The 20,748-nt window shown below is 60.4% G+C and carries 12 protein-coding genes, 2 tRNA genes, 3 rRNA genes and 1 pseudogene; 6 read left to right on the forward strand and 12 right to left on the reverse strand.

Annotation, left to right across the window (positions count from 1 at the left end):
• Window positions 1–453: 453 nt before the first annotated feature.
• The 5 genes from NA29_RS05185 to rrf all read left to right on the forward strand — a co-directional run bounded on the left by NA29_RS05185 (window position 454) and on the right by rrf (window position 5,670).
• A 16S ribosomal RNA gene (locus NA29_RS05185) occupies window positions 454–1,985 on the forward strand.
• Window positions 1,986–2,049: 64 nt separating this feature from the next.
• Window positions 2,050–2,126, forward strand: a tRNA-Ile gene (locus tag NA29_RS05190).
• Between the two features lie 51 nt (window positions 2,127–2,177).
• Window positions 2,178–2,253 (forward strand) — tRNA-Ala (locus tag NA29_RS05195).
• A 298-nt stretch (window positions 2,254–2,551) separates the two neighbouring features.
• Window positions 2,552–5,428 (forward strand): 23S ribosomal RNA (locus NA29_RS05200).
• Window positions 5,429–5,557: 129 nt separating this feature from the next.
• Window positions 5,558–5,670: ribosomal RNA gene (rrf, locus tag NA29_RS05205) — 5S ribosomal RNA — on the forward strand.
• The 16S, 23S and 5S rRNA genes sit together here with 2 tRNA genes alongside, the layout of an rRNA operon.
• 476 nt (window positions 5,671–6,146) lie before the next feature.
• Here rrf and NA29_RS26550 read toward each other — a convergent pair.
• From NA29_RS26550 to NA29_RS05270, 12 genes and pseudogenes are all read right to left on the reverse strand, one after another.
• Complete coding sequence (locus NA29_RS26550) at window positions 6,147–6,437, reverse strand: GNAT family N-acetyltransferase (protein ID WP_167370916.1); 291 nt, start codon at window positions 6,435–6,437, stop codon at window positions 6,147–6,149.
• Window positions 6,438–6,738: 301 nt separating this feature from the next.
• A complete protein-coding gene (locus tag NA29_RS05215) occupies window positions 6,739–7,338 on the reverse strand; it encodes a peroxidase-related enzyme (protein WP_039396433.1) in 600 nt (199 codons plus the stop codon).
• Window positions 7,335–9,202, reverse strand: a pseudogene (locus NA29_RS05225) (acyl-CoA thioester hydrolase/BAAT C-terminal domain-containing protein). The gene NA29_RS05215 and the pseudogene NA29_RS05225 overlap by 4 nt, the downstream one beginning before the upstream one ends.
• 14 nt (window positions 9,203–9,216) lie before the next feature.
• Entirely contained in the window at window positions 9,217–10,797 is a 1,581-nt protein-coding gene (locus NA29_RS05230; RefSeq protein ID WP_039396439.1) for an ABC transporter substrate-binding protein, read from the reverse strand.
• A gap of 57 nt (window positions 10,798–10,854) precedes the next feature.
• The gene (locus tag NA29_RS05235) at window positions 10,855–11,853 is read right to left on the reverse strand and encodes an ABC transporter ATP-binding protein (protein WP_039402426.1); all 999 of its coding nucleotides are present in this window, start codon (window positions 11,851–11,853) and stop codon (window positions 10,855–10,857) included.
• 68 nt (window positions 11,854–11,921) lie between these two features.
• Entirely contained in the window at window positions 11,922–12,932 is a 1,011-nt protein-coding gene (locus tag NA29_RS05240; protein ID WP_224786856.1) for an ABC transporter ATP-binding protein, read from the reverse strand.
• A gap of 8 nt (window positions 12,933–12,940) precedes the next feature.
• A complete protein-coding gene (locus NA29_RS05245; protein WP_052252543.1) occupies window positions 12,941–13,885 on the reverse strand; it encodes an ABC transporter permease in 945 nt (314 codons plus the stop codon).
• Window positions 13,885–14,859: an ABC transporter permease gene (locus NA29_RS05250; protein WP_039396445.1), complete on the reverse strand. Its 975-nt coding sequence runs from the start codon at window positions 14,857–14,859 to the stop codon at window positions 13,885–13,887. Before NA29_RS05250 ends, NA29_RS05245 begins: the two co-directional genes overlap by 1 nt.
• Window positions 14,856–16,364 carry a flavin-containing monooxygenase gene (locus NA29_RS05255; protein WP_039396448.1) on the reverse strand — a complete coding sequence of 503 codons (1,509 nt, stop codon included), beginning with the start codon at window positions 16,362–16,364 and terminating at the stop codon, window positions 14,856–14,858. The genes NA29_RS05250 and NA29_RS05255 overlap by 4 nt, the downstream gene beginning before the upstream one ends.
• Window positions 16,361–17,341: a LysR family transcriptional regulator gene (locus NA29_RS05260; protein ID WP_039396450.1), complete on the reverse strand. Its 981-nt coding sequence runs from the start codon at window positions 17,339–17,341 to the stop codon at window positions 16,361–16,363. Before NA29_RS05260 ends, NA29_RS05255 begins: the two co-directional genes overlap by 4 nt.
• Before the next feature lie 380 nt (window positions 17,342–17,721).
• Window positions 17,722–19,377 (reverse strand): exonuclease domain-containing protein, encoded by a 1,656-nt coding sequence (locus tag NA29_RS05265; protein WP_224786857.1) that lies wholly within the window; start codon window positions 19,375–19,377, stop codon window positions 17,722–17,724.
• 7 nt (window positions 19,378–19,384) lie between these two features.
• Window positions 19,385–19,864, reverse strand: a complete 480-nt coding sequence (locus NA29_RS05270; RefSeq protein ID WP_052252544.1) for a DUF2471 family protein — start codon at window positions 19,862–19,864, stop codon at window positions 19,385–19,387.
• 169 nt (window positions 19,865–20,033) lie between these two features.
• Between NA29_RS05270 and NA29_RS05275 the strand changes: the two genes are divergently transcribed.
• Window positions 20,034–20,738, forward strand: coding sequence for a glutathione S-transferase C-terminal domain-containing protein (locus NA29_RS05275; RefSeq protein WP_039396453.1), 705 nt, complete (start codon window positions 20,034–20,036; stop codon window positions 20,736–20,738).
• The last annotated feature ends 10 nt before the right edge of the window (window positions 20,739–20,748 follow it).

Genomic DNA, 20,748 nt, shown 5'->3' on the forward strand with positions numbered 1-20,748 from the left:
GAACGTCATTAATATCTCGTCTCTCGCAACGACAGCGACGCAGCGAAAGCAGCGACGAAGTTGAAGCGACGGGCCGCAAAGCCCGGTGGTTAGTGGTTTTGAAGCTTGCGAGTCGCTACGGCGACGAACGAAGAAAGCGAAAAAAACTGTTGACGACGACGAGAAGCTGCGACATAATCTCACTTCTCTGCTGCTGATGCAGCGACGCAGAAAACGAAGCGACGGCGCGGTAATTAAGCGACGAAGCCAAGTCAGATGCGATTGATCTTTAAAAATTAAACAACCGATAAGTGTGGGCACTCGATGAATAGTGCGTCTGCTTCGGCAGATAAGCTTTAAATTTATTGAGGCTCACATAGTAATAGGTAAGTTAAGTAATTAACTTGTCAGCATACTTTGAGAGCGACCGGTTCTAGTGATTTATCACGAAAAACCGAAAACAGTAACAGGTTTAAACTGAAGAGTTTGATCCTGGCTCAGATTGAACGCTGGCGGCATGCCTTACACATGCAAGTCGAACGGCAGCACGGGTGCTTGCACCTGGTGGCGAGTGGCGAACGGGTGAGTAATATATCGGAACGTACCTTGTAGTGGGGGATAGCTCGGCGAAAGCCGGATTAATACCGCATACGCTCTGAGGAGGAAAGCGGGGGACCTTCGGGCCTCGCGCTACAAGAGCGGCCGATATCAGATTAGCTAGTTGGTGGGGTAAAAGCTTACCAAGGCGACGATCTGTAGCTGGTCTGAGAGGACGACCAGCCACACTGGGACTGAGACACGGCCCAGACTCCTACGGGAGGCAGCAGTGGGGAATTTTGGACAATGGGCGAAAGCCTGATCCAGCAATGCCGCGTGTGTGAAGAAGGCCTTCGGGTTGTAAAGCACTTTTGTCCGGAAAGAAATCCTCTGGGTTAATACCTCGGGGGATGACGGTACCGGAAGAATAAGCACCGGCTAACTACGTGCCAGCAGCCGCGGTAATACGTAGGGTGCGAGCGTTAATCGGAATTACTGGGCGTAAAGCGTGCGCAGGCGGTTTTGTAAGACGGATGTGAAATCCCCGGGCTCAACCTGGGAACTGCATTCGTGACTGCAAGGCTAGAGTATGGCAGAGGGGGGTAGAATTCCACGTGTAGCAGTGAAATGCGTAGAGATGTGGAGGAATACCGATGGCGAAGGCAGCCCCCTGGGCCAATACTGACGCTCATGCACGAAAGCGTGGGGAGCAAACAGGATTAGATACCCTGGTAGTCCACGCCCTAAACGATGTCAACTAGTTGTTGGGGATTCATTTCCTTAGTAACGTAGCTAACGCGTGAAGTTGACCGCCTGGGGAGTACGGTCGCAAGATTAAAACTCAAAGGAATTGACGGGGACCCGCACAAGCGGTGGATGATGTGGATTAATTCGATGCAACGCGAAAAACCTTACCTACCCTTGACATGTACGGAAGTCTGCTGAGAGGCGGATGTGCTCGAAAGAGAACCGTAACACAGGTGCTGCATGGCTGTCGTCAGCTCGTGTCGTGAGATGTTGGGTTAAGTCCCGCAACGAGCGCAACCCTTGTCCTTAGTTGCTACGCAAGAGCACTCTAAGGAGACTGCCGGTGACAAACCGGAGGAAGGTGGGGATGACGTCAAGTCCTCATGGCCCTTATGGGTAGGGCTTCACACGTCATACAATGGTCGGTACAGAGGGCTGCCAAACCGCGAGGTGGAGCTAACCCCAGAAAACCGATCGTAGTCCGGATCGCAGTCTGCAACTCGACTGCGTGAAGCTGGAATCGCTAGTAATCGCGGATCAGCATGTCGCGGTGAATACGTTCCCGGGTCTTGTACACACCGCCCGTCACACCATGGGAGTGGGTTTTGCCAGAAGTAGGTAGCCTAACCGTAAGGAGGGCGCTTACCACGGCAGGATTCATGACTGGGGTGAAGTCGTAACAAGGTAGCCGTAGGGGAACCTGCGGCTGGATCACCTCCTTTCTAGAGCATGCACTGGAAGTTGAGTGTTCACGCTTATCGGTTGTTGACTGCGTAGATCTAAGTCGGGTCTATAGCTCAGTTGGTTAGAGCACCGTCTTGATAAGGCGGGGGTCGATGGTTCGAGTCCATCTAGACCCACCAAGCTTTTAACCACTGCGTGACAGACTCAAGTGGTGGTAAGTCGGCTTGATTGGGGGATTAGCTCAGCTGGGAGAGCACCTGCTTTGCAAGCAGGGGGTCGTCGGTTCGATCCCGTCATCCTCCACCAAAAACCTTAGATCACATCGATGTCAGTCAAAAGCGCTTTACGTCTGTAGTAAATCCCCTGTGATGAATTACAAGCTAAGTGAGTGCTTTTGAATGACAGCAATGTCATGCAGTTTATGTTCTTTAACAATTTGGAAGAAGAAGTAGTACAACGGAAGCGCGTTAGAGATGGCGCGTGGAAATTGTACGGGTTGTGATTGTATCAACCAGTATTTAAGTGATCGAAAGATGACTTGGAATACGGCACAACGCTAATACTCAACCTATGAAGAATGTGTCGAAAGACGCACTCGTTATAGGGTCAAGCGAATAAGTGCATGTGGTGGATGCCTTGGCGATTACAGGCGATGAAGGACGCGATAGCCTGCGAAAAGTTGTGGGGAGCTGGCAAATAAGCATTGATCCACAAATGTCCGAATGGGGAAACCCGGCCTTTTAGGTCATCCTAGACTGAATACATAGGTCTAGCGAAGCGAACGCGGCGAACTGAAACATCTAAGTAGCTGCAGGAAAAGAAATCAACCGAGATTCCCAAAGTAGTGGCGAGCGAAATGGGACCAGCCTTCAAGATTTAGCACCGGTGTTATCAAAACGGAATGGAAAGTCCGGCCATAGTGGGTGATAGCCCCGTATGAGAAAACCCTGGTGTGGAACTAAGCTTGAGAAAAGTAGGGCGGGACACGTGAAATCCTGTCTGAAGATGGGGGGACCATCCTCCAAGGCTAAATACTCGTAATCGACCGATAGTGAACCAGTACCGTGAGGGAAAGGCGAAAAGAACCCCGGGAGGGGAGTGAAATAGATCCTGAAACCGCATGCATACAAACAGTCGGAGCCTCGTAAGGGGTGACGGCGTACCTTTTGTATAATGGGTCAGCGACTTACATTCAGTGGCGAGCTTAACCGAATAGGGAAGGCGTAGCGAAAGCGAGTCCGAATAGGGCGTTCAGTCGCTGGGTGTAGACCCGAAACCAAGTGATCTATCCATGGCCAGGTTGAAGGTGCGGTAACACGTACTGGAGGACCGAACCCACTAACGTTGAAAAGTTAGGGGATGAGCTGTGGATAGGGGTGAAAGGCTAAACAAACTTGGAAATAGCTGGTTCTCTCCGAAAACTATTTAGGTAGTGCCTCGTGTATCACCTTCGGGGTAGAGCACTGTCATGGTTGAGGGGTCCATTGCGGATTACCTCGCCATAGCAAACTCCGAATACCGAAGAGTGCAATCACGGGAGACAGACATCGGGTGCTAACGTCCGGTGTCAAGAGGGAAACAACCCAGACCGCCAGCTAAGGTCCCTAAATATTGCTAAGTGGGAAACGAAGTGGGAAGGCTAAAACAGTCAGGAGGTTGGCTTAGAAGCAGCCACCCTTTAAAGAAAGCGTAATAGCTCACTGATCGAGTCGTCCTGCGCGGAAGATGTAACGGGGCTAAGCAATATACCGAAGCTGCGGATGCGAGCTTGCTCGCATGGTAGGAGAGCGTTCTGTAAGCCTGTGAAGGTGTCTTGTAAAGGATGCTGGAGGTATCAGAAGTGCGAATGCTGACATGAGTAGCGATAAAGGGGGTGAAAGGCCCCCTCGCCGTAAGCCCAAGGTTTCCTACGCAACGTTCATCGGCGTAGGGTGAGTCGGCCCCTAAGGCGAGGCAGAGATGCGTAGCTGATGGGAAGCAGGTTAATATTCCTGCACCGTCGTATGATGCGATGGGGGGACGGATCGCGGAAGGTTGTCCGGGTGTTGGAAGTCCCGGTCCCTGCAGTGGAGAAGGCGCTTAGGCAAATCCGGGCGCGTAATTCAAGGCTGTGGGGCGAGCGAACTTGTTCGCGAAGCAATTGGAAGTGGTTCCAAGAAAAGCCTCTAAGCTTCAGTCATACGAGACCGTACCGCAAACCGACACAGGTGGGCGAGATGAGTATTCTAAGGCGCTTGAGAGAACTCGGGAGAAGGAACTCGGCAAATTGGTACCGTAACTTCGGGATAAGGTACGCCCTTGTAGCTTGACTGGCCTGCGCCAGAAGGGTGAAGGGGTTGCAATAAACTGGTGGCTGCGACTGTTTAATAAAAACACAGCACTCTGCAAACACGAAAGTGGACGTATAGGGTGTGACGCCTGCCCGGTGCCGGAAGATTAAATGATGGGGTGCAAGCTCTTGATTGAAGTCCCGGTAAACGGCGGCCGTAACTATAACGGTCCTAAGGTAGCGAAATTCCTTGTCGGGTAAGTTCCGACCTGCACGAATGGCGTAACGATGGCCACACTGTCTCCTCCCGAGACTCAGCGAAGTTGAAGTGTTTGTGATGATGCAATCTACCCGCGGCTAGACGGAAAGACCCCATGAACCTTTACTGTAGCTTTGCATTGGACTTTGAACCGGTCTGTGTAGGATAGGTGGGAGGCTTTGAAGCAGGAACGCTAGTTTCTGTGGAGCCGTCCTTGAAATACCACCCTGGCTTGTTTGAGGTTCTAACCTAGGTCCGTAATCCGGATCGGGGACAGTGCATGGTAGGCAGTTTGACTGGGGCGGTCTCCTCCCAAAGTATAACGGAGGAGTACGAAGGTACGCTAGGTACGGTCGGAAATCGTGCTGATAGTGCAATGGCAAAAGCGTGCTTAACTGCGAGACTGACAAGTCGAGCAGGTGCGAAAGCAGGTCATAGTGATCCGGTGGTTCTGTATGGAAGGGCCATCGCTCAACGGATAAAAGGTACTCTGGGGATAACAGGCTGATACCGCCCAAGAGTTCATATCGACGGCGGTGTTTGGCACCTCGATGTCGGCTCATCTCATCCTGGGGCTGTAGCCGGTCCCAAGGGTATGGCTGTTCGCCATTTAAAGAGGTACGTGAGCTGGGTTTAAAACGTCGTGAGACAGTTTGGTCCCTATCTGCCGTGGGCGTTGGAAGTTTGAAGGGGGCTGCTCCTAGTACGAGAGGACCGGAGTGGACGAACCTCTGGTGTACCGGTTGTCACGCCAGTGGCATCGCCGGGTAGCTATGTTCGGAAGAGATAACCGCTGAAAGCATCTAAGCGGGAAACTCGCCTTAAGATGAGACTTCCCTAGGAACTCGATTCCTTTGAAGGGTCGTTCAAGACCAGGACGTTGATAGGTCAGGTGTGGAAGCGCAGTAATGCGTTAAGCTAACTGATACTAATTGCCCGTAAGGCTTGATCCTATAACCAGTGTGTTTTTCCTGGTGTGAGTATCGCTGTGCCGATACACTCACAACCCACAATATTTGTTGTACTACGCTTCTTCCGAATTGGTTTTGTTGACCTCAGGTCAGCAGAACATACAAGTTAAGCCTGATGACCATAGCGAGTTGGAACCACCCCTTCCCATCCCGAACAGGACCGTGAAACGACTCCACGCCGATGATAGTGCGGATACCCGTGTGAAAGTAGGTAATCGTCAGGCTCCCCTTAAAAACCCCTTGCTACAGCAGTAGCAAGGGGTTTTTGCTTTGTAGCGCTCGCTTTGTAGCACTCGCTTTGAGCGCACTCGGGCATCCACCGCTCTTAATCTATCCCACTCGTGTATTGCGAGTGCGGCAACGCTTCTTGAAGAAAACGACGCGTTCGGTTTTCGTCAAGCCAGGTCAGGGGATTTGTCGCAGCCGTTGACGTAATCGCGTCGCATGGACGCCTCGGCAAATCTTATGGCGTCTGCGTCAGGCGACACGGCGACGACCCCTAAGTAACGCTCTGATTGCGACAGCAAATCTTCGGTCTCTTGCTGATGCTCCCCTGGCTCGCTTGAGGAATGGTGCGCGGTTCCCCTCCATCGATCTCTGCCCTCTCTCCATCAACCGTTCGGAGGCGTCGCTATCGTCCGGCCAAGCACGCCGGGTTCATCGGAGTGAGTTGAACAACTCATCCAGCCTTTGGGCAGCGTTAGTCCTGCGCAAATTCCTCACATCCCTGCAAGACACCGCACTGCTCGATCGACGTACACAAGGCGCGCGCGACACCCATACGTCGCGACAAAGGGCTAACGTAAATGCTTTCGAGAAAGTGACATGCCCCCTGCAAACAGGGCCAGCCGAAGTCTAGTAAAGTTCGTTTTCGGAGAAGAAGACGAACATGAAGAAGCGACTTACGGAATAGCAAATCTTCGGTCTCTTGCTGCTGTTCCGCCTGGCTCGCTTGAGGCCAATGCACTTTCCTTAGCGCACCCCAGGACATTAGTTCGTCGGGGCGATCGGTTTGACGTGAAAGTGCAGACGCTTCATCGCTGAGTTCTTGTTTAAGTCCAGACACCTTAGCCCACACCGACCGCTCACATTCTTACGGCCAAAAGAAAACGCGCTGCCCATCGGACAGCGCGTTTTGTATTTCTGCCGCAGATTACCCACGCTATATCAGACCGCCGCCACCACCTCCGGGAACACCGGTTCGCCCAGATTCAGCATTAGACGGTTGGCCCACGCGAAGATGGCAATGGAGTGGTTTTGTCCTTCTGCCGCGGATGTTACCCACCGCTATATCAGACCGCCGCCACTGTCTCCGGGAACACCGGTTCGCCGAGATTCAGCATCAGACGGTTGGCCCACGCGAAGATGGCAATGGAGTGGATCAGGTCCAGGATCTCCGCATCGGTCAGGCCGACGTCGCGCAACGCCTGCAATTGTGCCGGGCGCACATCGCCAGGCGTCTCCGTCAGCGCAATCGAGAACTGCGCAATCGCCTTTTCACGATCCGTCGTCCCCGCAGTGCGCGGTTCGTCAAACACTTCGCGAATGACGTCGTTACGTTTCGCCAACTGCTCGAATCGCTGCGCATGCACCGATGCACAATACACGCATCCATTGATCCGCGAGACGACGGTCGTCGACAGCTCGCGCTCAGCGCGTGGCATACCGCCCGGCGCGTACATGATGGCGTTAAACGCCGCAGAACGTTGACGAAGGATCTCGGGTTGATGCACGAGGAAGAGGTAATAATCCGACGTCTTCGCTTTCGGATGACTCTCTTCCAGCACCGCTACCTGCTCCGGCGTCGCCTTGTCGAGTTCGACCACATCAAGCCAGGCGTCCCAGTCGAGCGACTCGTTGGTAAATCCATGCGAACGGATGATTTCGCTCATGCCGTCACCTCCTGCGGAGCCAGTTGTTTGAGTGCTTGCAGTCCTGCTACCAGACGCGTCTGATACGACAGGAACGCAATCAGCTGTGCCAATGCAACGACGGCCGGTGTCGTCAATCCCGCTGCCGGCAGCTTGTGCAGTGCTTCCTTATCCCCCGCCACCGGGTTCTCGATCAGCGTGCGCGTGAATGTCAGAATCGCGTGCAGACGCGCATCCGTCACATCGTCGGGCGACCCGGATTCTGCGGCCTTCAACTGCGCTGCATCGACATCATGCTTGCTCAACTCGACGCGATAGTGCGCAGCGAGCGCCGGCGAGGGCGTCAGGCGACTCGCGTACAGCCCGACGAGCAAGCGCTCCACGAGCGAGAGGCCTTCGAGCGCCGGATCGAACAGCCCGTCGTAGCTGCCCTGCGTGGCGACGGCCACCTTATCGCGCGCATGACGCAGCGTATGCGTCGCCGTCCCCTGCGTCAGTCCCGCGACGCGGTCGACGAGATCGTTGGCGATGTCGTATTGAGTGTTGACGGTCATGATTGTCCTTGTGAATGAGCGCGCTCGGCCACAGCCTGCGCGAGGAACGCCTGCACCGCAGCCCACGAACGCTCGTCGGCGATCGCGTTGGCCTCCGGCTCGCCGCCGCCGGTGCTGATCTTGCCTGAGACGGGATGGGCGTAGACGAGCTGCGTGGTCGGTACAAACGGGAACACGATGGCGTGCCCTGCCCGGTCGAAGTCGAGATGCTCGACGACGTGCGGATGCGCATGCGCTGCAAGCCGCTGCGTCACCATTCGCGAATAGAGACTCGACGGCCACGAACCATCGTCCTGCGCTGAGAGCAACATCACCGGTCCGAGAATTTTCTCGACGGGGATGCGTGCACGCTCGACGGCATCCGCATCGTCAAGCGCCGTCAGCATGGCCTTGGCGTGACGATGAGGCGGTGGGCCTTCGTCGAAGGGCGCCCAGGACGCCGTCCGGTTGTTTTCCCAGATGTGCGGCAACGGCTTGCCGTCGAGCAGCCAGGTCGGACCTTCGCGACCGATGGCCGGATCGCAAGCATTCTGCGCGCTGTGGATCAGCGCACTCGGTACGTAGCCGATCACCGCAGAGACGGCCTCAGGGAAGGTCGCACCAAGCAGTAGCACCAACTCGCCACCCCGCGATTGCCCCGAGAGGGCGACGAAGTCATGGGCCGGGCGTACCGTCCGGCGCAACCAGTCCATGCCCTGCTTGAAGTATTCGAGCGGCGTATTGGAGATGTAGTCGGGCAGCCCCGGTCCCTTGAAGTAGCCGAGGGCGAATGCCGCGTAACCATGCGACGCATACAACGCGGCGCGCGGCTCGTTGATCCCGCCACCGGACCCGTTGAGGATCATGACGGCGGGATGCGGCCCTTCACCCGGCGGCAGATACAGCGTGCCGACGAGTCCGTCTTCACGCACATCGCGTCGCGTCACGCCTTCGGCGGCGAGTCGTTGCGTGAACGACACCGACGAGCGCAGCGAGCCGTCGACCGCTTGCGCCACTACCGTCGTCACGAGCGGAGCGATGACCGGTTGCGCAAAGACGTCGCGACTCTTGCCGTCTTCCGGCACTTGCGACCAGACAAGGCCCATCGCGGACACGCCCTGGTAGCTGCCGCTGACGGGGGCGTCGCGCGATACGTCGACCGTGCCGTCGGCATCGGCCACGAACGTCGCCTGCGCATGCCAGACCACGCCACCCGCCCGCGCCGTGCGGGCGGTGAGCGTGACCTGAGCGCCGGGCGTTGCGCCGCGCACCACCAGATGACGCGGCACGTCGATCAGCGCGTCAGCGGGCGTCGCCGTCAGTATGAGAGATGAGGTCATCGATGACGTCATAACGCGTCGACGCCTTACTTCGCGGCCTTGGTCACTTGCATCGCGACGGTGCGATCGCTCGTGAACGGCGTGACCTTCAGACCCTTACGTGCGGCCCAGATGTTCTGGTAGTGGTACAGCGGGATCGTGCCGACGTCGTCCGTCTCGACCTTCACCGACTGACGCAGGATCGCTTCACGCTTGCCTTCGTCGAACTCGGCCGTCGAGGCGTCGAGTGCCTTGTCAATGGCCGGGTTGCTGTAGTGACCCCAGTTCGACGCGCCCAGCCCCTTCTTTGCGTCGACCGTCGCCAGTACGTTCACGAGCGCGTAGCTCGCTTCGCCCGTGCCGTTACCCCATGCCAACATCGTCATGGCGTACTCGTTCTTGTTCGCACGGCTCGAATACACGGCCCAAGGCACCACTTCCACTTGTGTCTTCACGCCGATACGCGTCCAGAACTGCGCCACGGCCTGCGCCGTCTCCGGCCCTTGCGGGTAGCGGTCGTTCGGCACGTGCATGGTCAGCTTGAAGCCTTCCGGGAAACCCGCTTCGGCCAGCAGCTTCTTGGCTTGTGCGGCATCGAACGGAATGTCCTTCACGTCCGGGTTGTAGCCGAAGGTGTCCTTCGGCATCCACTGGTTGGCCACGCTGGCCGTGCCTTGCATGATGCGCGAGACGATCGCTTCACGGCTGATGGCGAGCGACAGCGCGCGGCGCACACGCACGTCGAGCAGCGGGTTCTTCGCGAGCGGCTTGCCAGCGTTGTCGGTGATGTACTGGTTGGTGCCTTCACGGAAGCTCGGTTGCAGCAGCATCACGCGCAGACCCGGATACGGGTAGACGGTCACGTTCGGCGCTTTCTTCAGGCGCGGGATGTCCGACGCCGGGACCTTGTCGATCACGTCGACGTCACCGGCCAGCAGCGCAGCCGTACGTGCTGCACCATTATTGATGTAGCGATAGTCGACCTTCTCCCACTCCGATTTACCCGCCCAGTAGTTGTCGTTGCGCACCATCTCCACGCGGTCGCCCGGCGTGTACGAGACGTACTTGAACGGGCCGGTGCCGACCATGGCGCGTCCCGCGTTGTAGTCGTCGGTATTCGACTTTTCGCCCACGTGCTTGCTGACGATGTGCACCGACGCGAGGTTCAGCGGCAGGTCCGGGTTCGGAATCTTCGTCTTGACGACGAGCGTGAGCGGGTCCGGCGCGCTCATCGTGTCGATGGTGCGCAGGTAGCCAGCAAAAGTCGCCACGCTGCCCGGCACGTTACGCGCGCGTTGGTACGAGTAGATGACGTCGGCGGCCGTGAACGGTTGGCCGTCGTGCCACTTCACGTTCGGACGCAGCTTGAATTCCCACGTCTTCGAGTCGAGCGCCTTCCACGACACGGCGAGGCCCGGCTGGAGCTTGTTCCACTTGTTCTCGACGAGCAGATCCCAGAAATGCAGATCCACCGAGCGGTCACCCGCGTGGTTGTTCAACTGCGGGTCGAGCGACGAGAGCGGGTCGGCAAAGGCGATACGCAGCGTCGAGGAATTGGCTTGGGCGGAGGCCGCTGCGCTCGTCACGAGCAGGGCAGCCGCCAGAGAGGACAACAAGAAGCGTTTCATTATCAATCGATCCTGGTCGTTGGTGATTCGTTAAGAAGAGCTTTCGGTGAATGCGGGTCAGTTGTCGTTCAGATGACACGCACTGACGTGATTGATGGCCACACCGCGCAGTGTCGGCACCTCCGTGCGGCAACGCGGCATGGCGTGCGGACAGCGCGGATGGAAGTGACAGCCACTGGGCGGTGCAATCGGGCTCGGGATTTCGCCGCGAATCGCGGAGAACGTCTTGTGACGCACATCGATGCGCGGAATCTCGGCGAGCAGCGCCTGCGTGTACGGATGGTTCGGACGGCGGAAGACTTCTTCGACCGGCGCGCTCTCGACGATGCGTCCGAGGTACATGATCACCACGCGATCCGAGAGATGCTCGACCACGCCGAGATCATGGCTAATGAACACATACGTCAGACGCAGTTGCTCGCGCAGGTCCATGAACAGATTCAGAATCTGCGCCTGAATCGAGACATCGAGCGCGGCGACCGCTTCGTCGCACACGAGCAGATCGGGATTCACCGCCAACGCGCGGGCGATGCCGATACGCTGACGCTGTCCGCCGCTGAACTGGTGCGGATAACGGTGACGCAGCGCAGGATCGAGACCGGCGCGTTGTAGCTGTGCGCTCACGTAGTCGTCGAAACCGGCACGATCTGTCAGCCCATGCACGAGCGCGCCTTCGCCGACGATGCGGTCGATACGCAGTCGAGGGTTCAGACTCGCGTACGGATCCTGAAAGATCATCTGAATCTTCAGACGCGCATCGCGTTGCTCGTCCGCCGACAATGCCTCTGCGGGCCGTCCGTGAATCTGCACTTCGCCGGAAGACGGCTTGAGCAAACCCGCGAGCATGCGTCCGAGCGTGGACTTGCCGCAGCCCGACTCACCCACGAGACCGACCACTTCTCCGGGCTTGACGATAAGATCGACGTTATCGACCGCACGCACGACGGCCGGCGGATGCGCGAGACCGGCGCGCTGCAGCAGACGTCCGGCAGGGCCGACGTGACGCTCGCCGAAACGCTTGCTCACCCCGCGCAGCGCCACGATAGGCGCAGGCAGCGTGGCGCTGGGACTGACCGACTTGCCGAAACCGGCGGTGGCCGGCTGACTTTGCGGCAGCGGCGTATTCATACCATCTCCTTTTGCAGCGCAGCGCCCGGGTGGAAGCAACGCACGAGGCGACCCGGCGAGGTCTGCGTCATCTCGGGACGCTCGCCACAGACCGCCGTTGCGTAGGCGCAGCGCGACGCGAATGCGCATCCCGCTGGCATGTTCGTCAGATTCGGCGTCATGCCGGGAATTTGCCGCAGACGCTGGCCACGCTTGTTCAGACTTGGCAAGCTGCCGATGAGGCCTGCGGTGTAGGGGTGCTGTGGTGCGTCGAGGACCGCGTCGACCGCGCCCTGTTCGACGATGCGTCCCGCATACATCACGGCGAGCGTATCGGCCAGGCCTGCTACGACCGACAGATCGTGCGTAATCCAGATGAGCGCGGTGCCGTTCTGACGCGCCAGCTTCTGCACTTCGGAGAGGATCTGGGCCTGAATCGTGACGTCGAGCGCCGTGGTCGGTTCGTCCGCGATGATCAGATCCGGGCGATGCAGCATGGCGATGGCAATCGCCACACGTTGGCGCATGCCGCCCGAGAGTTGATGCGGATATGCGCGCAGACGCTCGTCCGGGCTGGGAATGCCCATCATGCCGAGCGTATCGCGTGCGAGATCGCGCGCCTGCGACTTCGACACCTTCTGATGCGCGCGCACCGCCTCGATCATCTGCACGTCGACGCGCAGCACGGGGTTGAGCGTCATCATCGGATCCTGAAAGATCATCGCGATGCGATTGCCTTGCAGGTGACGCAATTCGGCGGCCGACATCTTCGTGAGGTCACGGCCCTGGAACAACACTTCACCGCCAACGATGCGACCCGGCGCATCGACCAGTCCCATGATCGAGAAACCGGTCACCGACTTGCCCGAGCCGGACTCGCCAACGAGCCCCATGATGTGACCCGGCGGTAGCGAGAACGAGACGTCGTCAACGGCGGGGAGCGTTCCGGCGCGCGTGATGAATTGCGTGCGCAGATTGCGCACTTCTAGCGTGAGCGGTGCGCTGGTGGACGAGGAGGAGGAAGTCACTGCGCCGCTCATTTCTGCAACCTTGGATTGAACACGTCGCGCAGGCGGTCGCCCACGAGATTGATGGCGACGACCGTGACGAGCAACGCCAGCCCCGGATACAAGCTGATCCAGTAGTCGCCGGAGAGCATCGTCTGATAGCCGTTGGCGATGAGCAGGCCGAGCGACGGCTCCGTCACCGGCACACCGAGGCCGAGGAACGACAGCGTGGCTTCGAGCGTGATGGCGCGCGCGACTTGCAACGAGCCGACGACGATCAGCGGCGGCAGGCAGTTCGGCAGGATGTGCCCGAGCACGATGCGCCAGTTCGGAATCGCCTGGCAACGCGCGGCTTCGACATACTCGCGACGTGACTCGACCAGCGCCTGCCCGCGCGCGGTTCGCGCGAAGTAGGCCCATTCGAGAACGACGAGTGTGAGCACCACATTACCGATGCCCTTGCCTACGTAGGCGAGGATCATCAGCGCGACGAGAATCGACGGGAACGACAGCAGCAGGTCGACCAGACGCATGATGAATGCATCCACGCGACCGCCTGCATAGGCAGCGATCAGGCCGAGGATCGTGCCGAGAATCCCGGCGACGAGCGCGGAACCGATGCCCACGCCCAGACTGATACGCAGGCCGTAGATGATGCCGGAGAGCAGGTCGCGTCCCTGGCCGTCGGTGCCGAGCCAGTAGGTGTAGTGCGCGTCGACGTTTTCCGAGCCGGGCGGCAGCCGGTTGTCCAGCACATTGAGCTGCCCCAGATCGTAGGGATTTTGCGGGGAGATCCACGGTGCAGTCAGCGCGGCGACGATCAGTACCACGAGCACGACGAGGCCGAGCACAGCGCTCTTCGAACGCAGCAGTTCGCGCAGCCCTTGCTGCCACGGCGATTCGCGACGCACGGGCACCGGTTCGGTCGCGAGCGCTGGCGTCGGTGCGCTATTGGGGGAAGGATTGAGCGACATCAGGCGGCGGCCTCCACGCGCACACGCGGATCGAGCCACTTGTAGAGCACGTCCACGATCAGGTTGAGCGATACGAACAGGCACACCACGACGATGAGATACGCCACGATCACAGGGCGGTCGAGCGCGTTGATGCTGTCGAGAATGAGCTTGCCCGCGCCGGGCCATGCGAACACGCTTTCCGTCACGACAGCGAAGGCGATGGTCGAACCGAATTCGAGGCCCAGCACCGTCACCAGCGGAATCAACGTATTACGCAGCACGTGCACGAGCACGACACGCAGCGGCGACAAGCCCTTGGCGCGCGCGAATTTCACGTAGTCCTGCGGCAGCACTTCGGACACCCCGGCACGCGTCAGACGCAACACCAGCGAAATCTTGAACAGCGCCAGATTGAGCGCGGGCAGAATCAGGTGACGCAGCCCGTCGACGGTGAGGAACGACCATTCCACGCCGAACAGGCGCGCCGTCTCGCCGCGACCGCTCGCAGGCAGCACGCCCAGATGCACGGAGAAGAACATGATGAGCATCAGGCCGACCCAGAACGTCGGCAGCGAGAAGCCCACGATGCTGCCCGTCATCAACAGCTTCGAGATCGGGTTGCGCGGGTAGAGACCGGCGAACAGGCCCAACGGAATGCCAATGAACACCGCGAGGATGAGCGCGGCGAACGCGAGCTCGAGCGTTGCGGGCAGGCGTTGCAGAATCAGTTGGATGGCCGGGACGTTGTACACATAGCTATTGCCCAACTCGCCGTGCAGCGCGCCCGCGATGAACGACAGGTATTGCCGCCACAACGGCTGGTCGAGGCCGAGCTGGGCGATGATGCGGGCGCGGTCGATCTGGTCGACGTCCTGGCCGATCAGGATGTCGATCGGATTGCCGATCGCGTGCAGACCGACGAACACGATCAGCGTCATCAGCCACACCACTAACACCGCTTGCAATACGCGGCGCAAAATCCATGCGGTCATGATGCGAGACGCTCCTGGTCGACGGGCGCGGCAGCTGTATCAGTCACTGCGGGTGGCGGCGGCGCGGGCGTCCATTCATCGCCATAGACTTCCGGCTCCTCATACGCCTCCATGTTGGCGTAATGGTGCTCGACGTCCTCACGATAGAACGTGCCCGCCAGCCCTTGCGCGAGACGCTTCGCGCCTTCGCTCACCGCCGGGATGTCGCCCGACAGCGCGCCGTGTGACAGCGTGGCCGGTGCGCAGAAGCAATGGATGCGCTCCAGTCCCGGACATGTGCCCGGAGTCTTCTCCTGAAACTCGAACGTCGGGCCGAGATCCGGCGAGTCCGACAGTTCGACGTCTTCATCACCCGCTGCGGGCGTATAGCGGTCGCTCCACTTGCGCACGAACTTCGAGAATGCGGCGAACTCGGGGCGGCTGTCGATATCGATGCGAAACCCCGTCGCAAAGACGAGGAAGTCGAGCACGAACGTGCCTTTGGCCGTGCGTACGTGCAGTTCGTCGCCCACCGGGGTGACGTCGAGAATCGGTGCGCCGAGGTTGAAGCGTGCGTTGTCGTGACGCGAGACGCGCAAGGTGCTGCCGCGCGGTGGCGGCACCTGCTGCACGTTGACGTAGTGACGGATGCGCCACTTCCACTCGTCCGGCAGATTGACGTGCCCGTGCGTGAGGCCGGGATTGCCTGCACCTTTGCCCTTGTTGACGCGCGGAATGTCCGCACGACGAATCAGCATGTCGACGCTGGCCGCACCCGCTTCGAGCGCGGTGGCGGCGCTGTCCATCGCCGAGGCACCCGCACCGATCACGCCGACGCGCTTGCCGCGCAGCGTTGCGTAATCCATCACGTCGGACGAATGCGCGTAAAAGCGTCGCGGCAATTCGCGTGCGAACGCGGGGATCGTCGGGCCACCGAGGCCATCGCGTCCCGTGGCGAGCACCACGTGACGCGCGTAGACCTTGCTTTCGCCGTCGGGCGACGTCACCGACAGCTCGACCAGACCGTCTTCACCGCGCGGCGTGATGGCGGTAATGCGATGGTCGTTACGCACGTCGATGGCGAGTACGTCGCGATACCAGCGCAGGTAGTCCATCCATTGCAGACGCGGGATTTTGTCGAGGGCCTCCCAGGCGTCGACGCCGAACTGCGCTTCGAACCATGCGCGGAAGGTGAGCGCAGGCAAGCCGAGCGCCGGACCGGTGAGCTGCTTGGGCGAGCGCAGGGTTTCCATGCGTGCAGTCGTAGCCCACGGACCTTCAAAGCCGCGCGGCGACTGATCGAAGATCACGGCGCCCACGCCGAGGTGCGTGAGCGACGTCGCGGCCGCCAGTCCGGCCATGCCGCCGCCGATGATGGCGACGTCGAGCACGGGCTGAGCGTTGTACGAGCGCTCGGGCACCCAGCGCTTGGCAGGTAATTCGAGCCAGGCGAGGTCCTGACGCAGACGCGCTTCGAGCGCGGACAGGCCGGTGGCGGAGGTCGGGGTGGTCGTGGACAGGGTCATGACGACTGAGCTTCCTTGGGAGCGGGCAAGTCGCCGTAGAGCGACTGCAAGACTTGAGCGTGTTCGGTGGCGGCGCGTTGTACGAAATCGGGCAGCAGCGCGCGGGCGGCGTCGGCCAGCGCGTCGACGAGAGCGAGGGCGGCGGGGGACGGCGCACGGGCGTCGCGCGTGATGACACCAAAGAAGAACGGGATGTCGGCGTCGATGGGCCGCACAGCGACGTCGGCCACGGGCAGACCGTAGGCCGTGACCGGTTCGAGAACAGCTACGCCGAGGCCAGCGCGCACGGCGGTCATCGCATTGATCGACGCATTCGTCTCGATGAGACCGGCCGGAGCGACACCCGCCTGCGAGAACGCCTGATCGAGGCGACGGCGCAGACGATACGGATTCTGCATGGTGATGATGCGTCGTCCGGCGCACTCGGCCAGCGGCAGACGGTCATGACACGCCAGCGGATCGTCGCTGCGCACGGCCGCCACGCAGGCCGATTCGCCGATCCAGTGCACGACGATGCCGCGATGCTCCAGCGGCAGGCTGGTCACGCCGATATCGGCTGCGCCGGTCAGCACGGCATGCACGACCTGCTCGGGCGACGTGCTGCGCATTTGAATCTGTTGGGCGTCGTGGGCGAGACCGGGCAACGCGAGCGCGGCGGGCACCAGCCCTGCGGCCAGCGCCGAGGTGGCGGCAACATGCAACGGGCGGGTCTGACCGCGCGCGATTTCGTCGGCCCGGGCCCGAATCTGCTGCAAACCGGCGAGCACGTGCTCGACGTCTTCAAACAGGAGAAAGCCTTGTTCCGTGGGCGTTACGCGAGGGCCGCTGCGCGTGAACAGGGCGTAGCCGATCTCGGCTTCGAGCTCCTGAATCATGCGGGTAATGGCAGGTTGCGAGCGCCCGAGCAGACGTCCGGCTGCAGTGATGCTGCCGGTCGACATGACTGCCGCGAAGGCTTCGAGTTGGCGTAATTCCATCTGGCTCGGTGTGGGGTTGAGAAGGGAGCGCGTACCCCTACGCGCTCCCTCTCCGGTCATTGACGACGCCAGGGCCGCCGATACCGCAACCTGTTGTATTCGGATTGCGTATTCTTCGACCTACAGCATGCGTCTTGCAAATACTTAATATTTATATGCTCATGACCCGAAGTGGAAAGGAGGGTTTTGCCTAGGTGACGCAAGGGGGAAAAGAAAATGGGTGGGCCGGAAGGCCTTGGGACGCGTCTCGCCGGGTGAGACGGCAGCGTGCCGTATCAGCCGTTTGGGCATGCTGGATGTGGGGTTTTTCGTCTCATCGCATAAGACGAGGGGCGCGTTGCCATTCCGGCGAGGACGCCAGGTGTGCGACACGTAGCGTGCTACCGGACGTCGAACGGCAGTCGAAGCTGGTCGGGATCTTCGGGGCGTGGCTGACGGCGACGCAAAAGCGCCACACTTCGCGGTTTCCTGGGCGCAGCGTCGGGGCGCTCGACCTGACTCAGACGAAACGCCGGACGGGTGAGGTGCAGCACCGTCAACGGGGCGGGGGCCGTGGATTGCGCCGCCCGTAAGGCAGCAAGACGTCGGCCCAGCAAGCGGTAGATGTCGGGGTCGAAGCCCGTCGCGGCAGGCATGTTGTCGACCAGCGCGTCTAATGCATCGCGCGACGCCACGCTGCCCAGATACTGCCACCGGTCGATGACGTGGTACTCGACGTCGTTGTCCCCATGCTCCTGGATGGCGATGGGGCCGTCGTAGGGCCACGTTTCCAGTCGCAGCGTCGCGAGGGCTTCGCGCATGCGTTGCGTGTGCTCTGACAGCGGCGCGGCGCCCACGCACACGCCGTCGCAACGTTTGACCTGATAGCCGAAGCAAGGACGCCCCTTCGCGACCTTTTCCAGCCCCAGTTGCGCGCAGCACAGACGATGTTCGTCGGCCAACGCACGCAACGCGCTCTCTGCACCGTTGCGCGAGGAGAACGTGCCGTACAGCGATTCGGCGCCGGAAAAGTCCACCGTCTTTGCGCTCACCAACTGCGGCGTGTCGCTTTCCTGCGTCAACTGCCAACTGTAGAGACTTGCGGAACGCCGCAGCATCCGGTTGTGCACCGGCTGCAACTGTTTGACCAACTGCGATTCAAGCAACAGCGCACCGAGTTCTCCCACTGTGCGCCGCACTTCGACGCGCCGGATTTCCTGCGAGATGCGCAGATCCTTGGCGACCTGATGATCGCTGGAGAAGTGCGAGCGCACGCGCGCACGGACATCCACGCTCTTGCCGACATACAGCAACGTGTCGCCTTCGCCATAGAAGAGATAGACGCCCGGACTGGCAGGCAGCGCGTCGATGGCTTCGTCCGGCAATTGCGGCGGCTGGCTCGACCGCTTCGTCACGCGTTGCACCGCTTGTCCGATCAGGTCGGGCGTATAGAGCGTGTGGAGTTTTTGCCAGAACTGCCAGAGCAGGTCGGCGTCGGCCAGCGCGCGGTGGCGGCCTTGCGGTGCGAGGCCGAAGCGCGCAATCAGCGCGTCTAACCCATGCCGGGCGGCCGACGGAAACAGCAAGCGCGACAGACGCACCGTGCAAAGGACATCCGCCTGAAAACCGATGCCCGCGCGGCGGAATTCGTTCTTGAGAAAGCCGTAATCGAAGCGGGCGTTGTGCGCGACGAACAGCTTACCGTGCAGACGTTCGGCAAGCCCCTGTGCGAGCGTGTCGAAAGAGGGCTGCCCGCGCACCATCTCGTTGGTGATGCCCGTCAGCTTCTGAATGAAGGGCGGGATCGGCTCGGCAGGGTCGAGCAGCGTGCTCCACTGTTCGATGCCGTGGGGGCCGACTTCGACTACGCCGATTTCGGTGATGCGGTCTTCAAGTGCATTGCCGCCCGTCGTCTCGAGATCGACGAAGACCATCGGTGCGGGCAGTGAACGGGCGAGCGCGTCCGGATCGATCCCTTCAGGTGGGATGGATACGACATTGGCGTCTTCGACCACGTTCTCGAACACTTGCAGGACCTCGTTTCCGGTGTGTGCCACTCAGCGCTCAAGCCGGACACGCCGAACCACCGGCGGGCGCCGTGGACATTAGCGCCGACGCACCGGCCATGAACGACGAGGTAGCCGCCTCGTCTGCCGCCAGTTCGTCGTCGGCGAGCGCGCTGAATGTGGCGACGATGGCGCGAAAGACGGCCGGTGCCGGGGCGTCAGGCCATTGCAGATCGACGGCCGCGTCGAGCGACGGCAGCACGCCATCGCGGCGCAACGCTTCGTCGCCGGGCAGACGCAGCAGGCGCGCAAGCACCCACGGCTCGTGACGCGCCTGAAGTCCGATATCCGCTTCCGCTTCGTCGGCAATCGCGACCAGCGTACGCCAGTCGAGCGATATTGTGTCGATGTGGGTGTCTCCCGGCACGACGGCCGTCGGACGTTGCTGCGCATAGCGCGCGGCGATCTCGCGGACGATGCCTGCAAGGTCGCGTTCGGCGGCGCTCAGCGCCAGTTGATCCCAGTCGATGGTTTCCATGAGATGTTCCTCGATTGGAGGACATCATACTGTATAAAATCACAGTGCGCACGCCACGTATCTGGCGCGTGAACAGGGTGAAGACAGCGGGGGATGGGGACACGCTCGTCGCGGCGGTTCCGTCGTGTAATACTCTGCGCCATTCTTCCCGCACAGGAGCACGCCTGCGATGTTGACTCTGTATACCTTCGGCCCGGCATTCGGGCTGCCCGATGCAAGTCCGTTCGTCGTCAAGGCGGAGATGCTGCTCAAGCTCGCCGGGGTGTCGTACCGCACCGACCGTGGCGGCTTCCGCCGCGCGCCGAAGGGCAAGCTGCCCTATATCGAGGACGACGGCGAGATCATCGCGGACTCGACGCTGATCCGGTTGCACCTCGAGCGGAAGTACGGCGTCGACTTCGACGCGAATCTGACGCCGGAGCAGCGAGGCGCAGCCTGGATGTTCGAGAAGGCGCTGGAGGATCACTTCTACTGGTATGTCGTGCAAGCACGCTGGTGCGACGACGAGAACTTCGCCATCGGACCGGCGTCTTTCTTCCGTTCGATTCCGTGGCCGGTCCGTCCTGTCGCGCAGGCGGTGATCCGTCGCAAGATCCGCAACACGCTGCACGGGCAGGGCACGGGGCGTTACAAGCCTGAGGAAGCGAGCAGGATTTTGGCGCGCGGTTCGCAGGCGGCCGCGCAGATGCTGGGCGACAAGCCCTATTTCTTCGGCGACAAACCGTGCGGTGCCGACGCCACGGCGTTCGCCTTTATCTCGGGCGCGATGTCACCGGCGTTCCGTATGCCGTTGCGCAACGAGATCGAGCACCATCCGAATCTGACGGCTTACGTAGCGCGTATGCGTGGTGAGTTTTTCCCTGAGCCTGCCTGAACTGGTTTGA

This window comes from Pandoraea sputorum (assembly GCF_000814845.2).
Classification (GTDB): Bacteria; Pseudomonadota; Gammaproteobacteria; order Burkholderiales; family Burkholderiaceae; genus Pandoraea; species Pandoraea sputorum.